At 74.2% G+C, this 7,280-nt stretch carries 6 protein-coding genes; 4 read left to right on the top strand and 2 right to left on the bottom strand.

Annotated features, from left to right (window positions below; genetic code table 11):
• Window positions 1–105: 105 nt before the first annotated feature.
• From KUM03_RS13005 to KUM03_RS13020, 4 genes are all read left to right on the top strand, one after another.
• Complete coding sequence (locus KUM03_RS13005) at window positions 106–1,425, top strand: radical SAM protein (RefSeq protein ID WP_217247203.1); 1,320 nt, start codon at window positions 106–108, stop codon at window positions 1,423–1,425.
• Between the two features lie 247 nt (window positions 1,426–1,672).
• Window positions 1,673–2,785, top strand: a complete 1,113-nt coding sequence (rsgA, locus tag KUM03_RS13010; protein ID WP_217247204.1) for a ribosome small subunit-dependent GTPase A — start codon at window positions 1,673–1,675, stop codon at window positions 2,783–2,785.
• A 281-nt stretch (window positions 2,786–3,066) separates the two neighbouring features.
• Window positions 3,067–4,461 (top strand): DNA-3-methyladenine glycosylase 2 family protein, encoded by a 1,395-nt coding sequence (locus tag KUM03_RS13015; protein ID WP_217247212.1) that lies wholly within the window; start codon window positions 3,067–3,069, stop codon window positions 4,459–4,461.
• Window positions 4,458–4,967, top strand: a complete 510-nt coding sequence (locus KUM03_RS13020) for a methylated-DNA--[protein]-cysteine S-methyltransferase (RefSeq protein ID WP_217247205.1) — start codon at window positions 4,458–4,460, stop codon at window positions 4,965–4,967. Before KUM03_RS13015 ends, KUM03_RS13020 begins: the two co-directional genes overlap by 4 nt.
• Here the strand turns inward: KUM03_RS13020 and KUM03_RS13025 are convergent.
• A complete protein-coding gene (locus KUM03_RS13025; protein WP_217247206.1) occupies window positions 4,964–5,452 on the bottom strand; it encodes a DUF456 domain-containing protein in 489 nt (162 codons plus the stop codon). The two genes, KUM03_RS13020 and KUM03_RS13025, sit on opposite strands and share 4 nt — an antisense overlap.
• A 62-nt stretch (window positions 5,453–5,514) precedes the next feature.
• Window positions 5,515–6,498 carry a helix-turn-helix domain-containing protein gene (locus KUM03_RS13030; protein WP_217247207.1) on the bottom strand — a complete coding sequence of 328 codons (984 nt, stop codon included), beginning with the start codon at window positions 6,496–6,498 and terminating at the stop codon, window positions 5,515–5,517.
• Window positions 6,499–7,280: the final 782 nt, after the last annotated feature.

Here is a 7,280-nt window from a genome sequence, read left to right on the forward strand (position 1 = left end):
CCGCGGAAACCTACCCGGCGCGTCTGGAGGGCCCCCGCGCGGGAAGCCGCACCGGCGGGGGCATACCGTGAGAAGTCGAACGCCGGACCCGGGAGGAGACACGGGATGGACAGCCGTACCGCGCTGGTCGAGGATCTGATGGAGCGGTTCCCGCACGTACCGCGCGAGGCCGTCTTCAAGGAGGACCTGCTGCGCGGCGGTGTCGCCTTCGACCCCTCCGCGCTCAGTGACAACGAGGACGGCGAGGTCAAGCCGAAGTCGTACTTCATCTTCTCCTTCGACCACGGCACCCTGCCCGAACTGGGCGAGGCCGCGCTGCGCCGGCCGCCCGAGGAGATCATCCTCACCGGCGGCCCCTACGACCTGCGCCGCACCGTCGTCTCCGTCCGGGTGAACCCGTCCTCGCCCTACCGGGTCGCGGCCGACGAGCACAACCAGCTCGGTCTCTACCTCGACGGCAAGCGGATCTCCGACGTCGGTGTGCCGCCCATGCCCGAGTACTACCGGCACAAGCTCTCCAACGGGAAGTCGGTCATGGAGGTGGCCCCGACCATCCAGTGGGGCTACCTGATCTACCTGACCGCGTTCCGTGTCTGCCAGTACTTCGGCGCCAAGGAGGAGTGCCAGTACTGCGACATCAACCACAACTGGCGCCAGCACAAGGCGGCCGGGCGGCCGTACACCGGCGTGAAGGACGTCGACGAGGTCCTCGAGGCGCTGGAGATCATCAACAAGTACGACACCGCCAAGATCTCCACCGCGTACACGCTCACCGGCGGCGCGATCACGTCGAAGGTCCAGGGTCTCGACGAGGCCGACTTCTACGGGCGGTACGCCAAGGCCATCGAGGAGCACTTCCCCGGCCGCTGGATCGGCAAGGTCGTCGCCCAGGCCCTGCCCAAGCCGGACGTCCAGCGCTTCAAGGACTACGGCGTGCAGATCTACCACCCCAACTTCGAGGTGTGGGACGAGTACCTGTTCAAGATGTACTGCCCCGGCAAGGAGCGGTACGTCGGCCGCGACGAGTGGCACAAGCGCATCCTGGACTCCACCGAGGTCTTCGGCGCGCGCAACGTCATCCCCAACTTCGTCGCCGGTGTGGAGATGGCCGAACCCTTCGGCTTCAAGACGGTCGACGAGGCCATCGACTCCACCACCGAGGGCCTGCGCTTCTTCATGTCGCACGGCATCACGCCCCGCTTCACCACCTGGTGCCCCGAGCCCACCACCCCGCTGGGCAAGACCAACCCCGACGGCGCCCCGCTGGAGTACCACATCCGCCTCCTCCAGGCCTACCGCCAGACCATGGAGGACTACGGCCTCTCCTCGCCCCCCGGCTACGGCCCGCCCGGCGCCGGGAACGCGGTCTTCTCCGTCAGCTCCTTCATGGACAGCCTGCCGGAGGACGCGCCCGTGGAGGTGTGAGCGGGCGGGTGACCCGGCGGCGAAAAAGGCGTTGACGGGGCGAGGTGCCCACGGGCTAATCTGACGCACGTCACACGGTGATCGCCGTGGGCGCGGAACACAGGAGTGAGGAGGTGTCGACCGATGGCTGTCATTGCGACGGGCGCTGCCCGCATCCAGGAACCCATCACGTCCACCTCCGTGGCCACCGGCTGACCTCAGCCCGCTGAGTCCTGTCGCCGGGGCCGCCCCCCGAAGGGCCAACCCCTTGACTTCCACGTCCCGTTCCACCTCCCTCTTCACCGCCCACTCCGCCCTCACCCCCTACGGCTGGGACGAGGACTGGGCCGACGCGTTCGCGCCGCACGCCCCCGAAGGGCTGCTGCCCGGCCGCGTCCTGCGGGTCGACCGCGGCCAGTGCGACGTCGTCACCGCCGACGGCGTCCTGCGGGCCGACACCGCGTTCGTCACCCCGCACGACCCCCTGCGCGTCGTCTGCACCGGCGACTGGGTCGCCGTCGAACCGGCCGGCACCCCGCGCTACGTACGCACGTACCTGCCGCGCCGTACGGCCTTCGTGCGCTCCACCTCCTCCAAGCGGTCCGAGGGACAGATCCTCGCGGCCAACGTCGACCACGCGATCGTCGCCGTGTCGATGGCCGTCGAACTCGACCTCGCCCGGATCGAACGGTTCCTCGCGCTGGCCTGGGAGTCCGGGGCGCAGCCCCTGGTCGTCCTCACCAAGGCCGACCTGGTGCCCGACCCGGTGACGCTCGCCCACCTCGTCCAGGACGTGGAGACCTCCGCGCCCGGCGTGCCGGTGCTGCCCGTCAGCGCCACGCTCGGGGAGGGGCTGGACGTCCTGGCCGCCGTCGTCGGTGGCGGTACGGCGGTACTGCTCGGGCAGTCCGGCGCGGGCAAGTCCACCCTCGCCAACGCGCTGCTCGGCGAGGACGTCATGGACGTCCAGGCCGCCAGGGACGTCGACGGCAAAGGCCGGCACACCACCACCACCCGCAACCTTCTCGTCATGCCCGGCGGGGGAGTGCTGATCGACACCCCCGGGCTGCGGGGCGTCGGTCTCTGGGACGCGGGCAGCGGCGTCGGCCAGGTGTTCGCCGAGATCGAGGAGCTGGCCCGTGACTGCCGGTTCCACGACTGCGCCCACGAGAGCGAGCCGGGCTGCGCCGTCCTCGCCGCCATCGACAGCGGCGAACTGTCCGAACGGCGGCTGGAGAGCTACCGCAAGCTCATGCGGGAGAACCAGCGCATCGTCGCCAAGACCGACGCCCGGCTGCGCGCCGAGATCCGCAAGGAGTGGAAGCGGCGGGGTGCCATCGGGAAGGCGGCGATGGAGGCCAAGCGGGGGCGTCTGCGGTAGCGGGGCACGGCGGCCCGAGGGTCCGCGGGCGTGTGACGGGCTCGCGGGCCGCCCGACCCCACCGGCCCTCTGACGGGCGCCGGCCGCCGTCGTCCGCACGTCTCCCTCGTACCGGTCGTGCGGACGACAGGCCCGCGGCGGCGACGGCGGGCCGCGACGGACGGCGGTGCGACTCGCCGGGCAGGTCGGCGACCTGCGTCACGTCCGCCGACGCGATGTCCGATTTCCGCCAGCCCGGACCTCCGGCCTGGCGGAGACTGGACGGCGTGAAGACGGACGACATGGTGCACGAGAAGGCGCGGGACAGCAGGTACGAGGCCGTACGCAGCCGGGACGCCCGGTTCGACGGGGCGTTCTTCTTCGCCGTCGAGACGACCGGCATCTACTGCCGGCCCAGCTGCCCGGCGGTCACGCCGAAGCGGAGCAACGTGCGGTTCTTCGCGACGGCCGCCGCCGCGCAGGGCTCGGGGTTCCGGGCCTGCCGGCGGTGCCGCCCGGACGCCGTGCCGGGCTCGGCCGACTGGAACGTCCGCGCCGACGTCGTCGGTCGGGCCATGCGGCTGATCGGCGACGGCGTCGTCGACCGCGAGGGCGTCGCTGGACTCGCCGGCCGGCTCGGCTACAGCGCCCGCCAGGTGCAGCGGCAGCTCACCGCCGAACTCGGAGCCGGTCCCGTGGCCCTGGCCCGCGCCCAGCGGTCGCACACCGCGCGCGTCCTGCTGCAGACCACCGCCCTGCCGGTCACCGAGATCGCGTTCGCGTCGGGATTCGCCAGCGTGCGGCAGTTCAACGAGACGATCCGGGCCGTGTACGCGGCCACCCCGAGCGAGCTGCGCGCCGCCGCGCCCGCCCGCTCACGCACCGGCGCCCCCTCCGCCGGCCTCCCGCTGCGCCTCGCCCACCGGGGTCCCTACCAGGCCGGGCCGGTCTTCGACCTGCTCCAGCGGGAGGCCGTCGCCGGGGTCGAGGAGGTGAGCGGCCCCACCGGCCGCCGCGTGTACCGGCGCACCCTGCGCCTGCCGTACGGCACCGGGATCGTCGCCGTCGACGAGCGTCCGGGCGGGACGCGCACCGGCAGCGGCGGCTGGCTCGACGCCCGCCTCCACCTCACCGACCTGCGCGACCTGACCACCGCCGTACAGCGGCTGCGGCGGCTGTTCGACCTCGACGCCGACCCGTACGCGGTCGACGAACGCCTCGGGGCCGACCCCCGTCTCGCCCCGCTGGTCGCCGCCCGACCCGGACTGCGCTCGCCGGGCACCGCCGATCCCGACGAGTTCGCCGTACGGGCGCTCGCGGGGCGGGCGGAGGCCGAGCGGCTGGTCCAGCGGTACGGCAAGACGCTGGACGCGCCGTGCGGCACCCTCACCCACCTCTTCCCCGAACCGGGCGTCCTCGCCGAGGCGGAGCCGCACGGCACCCCGGGCGCCCTCGCCGCCGCCCTCGCCGACGGCGCCGTCCGCCTCGACCCCGGCGCCGACCGGGACGACGCCGAACGCGCGCTGCTCGCCCTGCCCGGCGTGGACGCCGCCACGGCCGCCGTCGTCCGCGCCCGCGCCCTCGGCGACCCGGACGTCGCCCCGCCCGGCGCGGCCGCACCCGACACCTGGCGCCCCTGGCGCTCGTACGCCCTGAACCACCTGCGTGCCGCAGGAGAGTGGGAGAACGACCGATGACGAACATGACCACCGACATCCTCTGGAGTGAGCTGCCCAGCCCCGTCGGCCCGCTGCTCCTCACCGCGGACGCGGACGGCGCGCTCACCTCCCTGTCCGTGCCCGGGCAGAAGGGCGGCCGCGGCGTCCAGGCGGGGTGGCGGCGCGACGCCGGGCCCTTCCGGGCCGCCGGGGAGCAGCTCGCCGCGTACTTCGCCGGCGAGCTGACCGAGTTCCGGCTGCCGCTGCGGGCCGAGGGCACCGCCTTCCGGGAGCGGGTGTGGGCCGCCCTGGACGACGTGCCCTACGGGTCGACCACGACGTACGGCGAGATCGCCGCCCGCATCGGGGCCTCCCGGCCCGCGGTCCGCGCCGTCGGCGGCGCGATCGGCGCCAACCCGCTGCTCATCCTGCGCCCCTGCCACCGGGTGATCGGCGCCGACGGCTCGCTCACCGGGTACGCGGGCGGCCTGGAGCGCAAGACGCGGCTGCTGGCCCTGGAGGGCACCCTGCCGACGCCCCGCTAACCGGCCAGTACCGCCCCCAGCCACGCCCCGGTGATCAGCAGGCAGGCGAAGAACTCCGTCAGCACGCCGTAACCGCCCGCGCGCATCGCCGTCCGGAGCGCCGCCCTCGCCTCGCCGTGCCGGCCCAGCCGCAGCCGCTCGGCGAGGTAGATGCCGCCCATGAAACCCGGTACCGCGCCGACCACCGGTATCAGGACGAAGCCGAGGACCGCGCCCGCGCCCCCGTACAGCGTGAGCCGGCGGGTTGCGTCGTCGGCGCGCATCCGCCGGCGCCGGGACGGCAGCGCCCAGCGCACCGCCAGGGACAGGAGCAGGACGACGGTGGCGCCGACGAGCACGGCCCACGCCAGCGGCCGCGGGTCCTTCAGCGCCCACCACAGGACCCCGGCCCACACCAGCCACGACCCGGGCATGCCGGGGAACAGCACCCCGTACAGCCCGAGCAGTATCACCAGCCCGGACAGCAGGAGGTCCCACGCTCCCATCTGTCCAGGGTGCCGGAGCCGCGCGCGGTCCGCAGATGTGCGGGCGGTGCGGCGGGCGCCGGTCAGCGCTTTCTGGCCACCCACGCCCGTTCGTAGGCGTGCCAGCCCAGCTGGAGCCGGGTGGTGACGCCGGTCAGCTCCATCAGCCGCTTCACCCGGCGCTGCACGGTCCGCAGCCCGAGGTCCAGCTGCTTGGCGACGCTCGCGTCGGTCAGGCCGGCCAGCAGCAGGGAGAGGATCTCCAGGTCGGTGGCGTCGGGCCCGTCCGGGCCGTGCTCGGTCACTCCCGAGGCGCCCAGCCTGAGCGGCAGCGCCTCCCGCCACACCGCCTCGAACAGGCCCGACAGCAGTTCCAGCAGGCCGCTGGCGTGCACGACCAGCGCGGCGGGCTCCGAGGAGTGCGCGGTGAGGGGGACCAGGGCGAGGGACCGGTCGGCGACGACCAGCTTGGTCGGCACCCGGTCCACCACCCGCACCTGTTCGTCGCGGCCGAGCGCGGCCGTCAGTTCGGTGATGCCGGTCGGCAGGTCCAGCACCGCCCGCTCCACGACCACGCGGTAGCGGACGCCGCGTCCGGTGGCCTGCTCCTCGGCGTCGTTCTCCATGCCGGTCACGGCGACCGGGTTGCCGGTGACCAGCGCGCACACCTCCTCGCTCGCCCCGAGCTGGAGCTGGAGGAAGCGCTGGGCGACCGCCGCGGCGCCGGTCACCACCTCCACCAGGTCGTGGACCGCGGGTTCGGCCGCCGCCGCGCGGTACTCCTCGGCCAGCAGCGCCGCCGCCAGCTCCGCCCGCTCCAGCTCGTGCCGCTGCTGGGCGAGCAGCGCGCCCAGCGCCACCCCCGGCGGCGCGGCCACCCAGCGGCCGGGCCGGGCCGAGGACTGGGCCGCGAGACCGTTCTGTTCCAGCCGGCGCAGCGCACGCTCCGTCTCCTGCTCGCCGAGCGCCAGCCGGCGGGCCAGATCGGGCACGTCGGCCGCGCCCACGGACACCAGCGCCCGGTACGCCGACTCGTGCGTGTCCTCCAGCCCCAGCACTCCCAGCATCAGCCCTCGCCCCTCCCCGAGCACAAACCTCGCCACCGCCCGCGGTGCCGCCCGTGGCGGAAAACGGCCACGGCGCAAAACCGCCTCGGGACATCATCGCCGTACCGCCGGTCACTCTGCCAAGGTGGCGTCGCCGAGCGGTTCTCCCGTGGGGGGTGGGACCGCTCGGCCACCCCACCTCGCAATACCGTTCGATCCGTCCCCCGACACGCCGTTCCGGCGCACGCCGGTGCGCCGGATTTTCCCGATGCCCCGTTTTCATCCGGCTCCGTCGGTGGACAATCAGGAGCATGAGTCAGCAGGGGGGAAGTCCCGCCGGTCATGACGACGACTGGTGGGCGCAGCTGTACGACGACTCCGCCGACGACACCGGCCCCACGGCCGCGCCCGATTCCCTGGACGACCGCTTCACCTCGGCGGCGGGGACGGTGGCCGCCCGCGGCCCGGACCACGGCACACGGGGCGGACCGACGCCGCCACCGCCGACGCCTCAACCGCCGACGCCTCAACCGCCGACGTCTCCGTCGCGGACGTCTTCGCCGCCGACGCCTCCGCCGCGGGCGGGTACACCGCCGTCGGCCGACCGCGAGCCCGGGCCCGCCTCGCCCTGGTGGGCGACACCCGCGCCCCCCGGCGTCCCCGCTCCCCGCACCGGACCACCTCCCCCCGCCGACACCAGGCCGAGCCACCCCGGCCCACCCCCACCACGGGCCCCGTGGGAACCGCCACCCGCCATACCCCCCGGACCGGCGAACTTCCCGGCCGCCCCGACCGTGCGGCAG

Origin of the sequence: Streptomyces sp. AC602_WCS936 (assembly GCF_019049125.1) — a bacterium.
GTDB lineage: Bacteria > Actinomycetota > Actinomycetes > Streptomycetales > Streptomycetaceae > Streptomyces.

What these genes read in the sequence shown, in the direction of transcription:
- KUM03_RS13025 (WP_217247206.1), bottom strand. Translation starts at nt 5,452, where the DNA reads ATGGGAGCGTGGGACCTCCTGCTGTCCGGGCTGGTGATACTGCTCGGG.
- KUM03_RS13030 (WP_217247207.1), bottom strand. Translation starts at nt 6,498, where the DNA reads ATGCTGGGAGTGCTGGGGCTGGAGGACACGCACGAGTCGGCGTACCGG.
- KUM03_RS13020 (WP_217247205.1), top strand. Translation starts at nt 4,458, where the DNA reads ATGACGAACATGACCACCGACATCCTCTGGAGTGAGCTGCCCAGCCCC.
- KUM03_RS13015 (WP_217247212.1), top strand. Translation starts at nt 3,067, where the DNA reads ATGGTGCACGAGAAGGCGCGGGACAGCAGGTACGAGGCCGTACGCAGC.
- KUM03_RS13005 (WP_217247203.1), top strand. Translation starts at nt 106, where the DNA reads ATGGACAGCCGTACCGCGCTGGTCGAGGATCTGATGGAGCGGTTCCCG.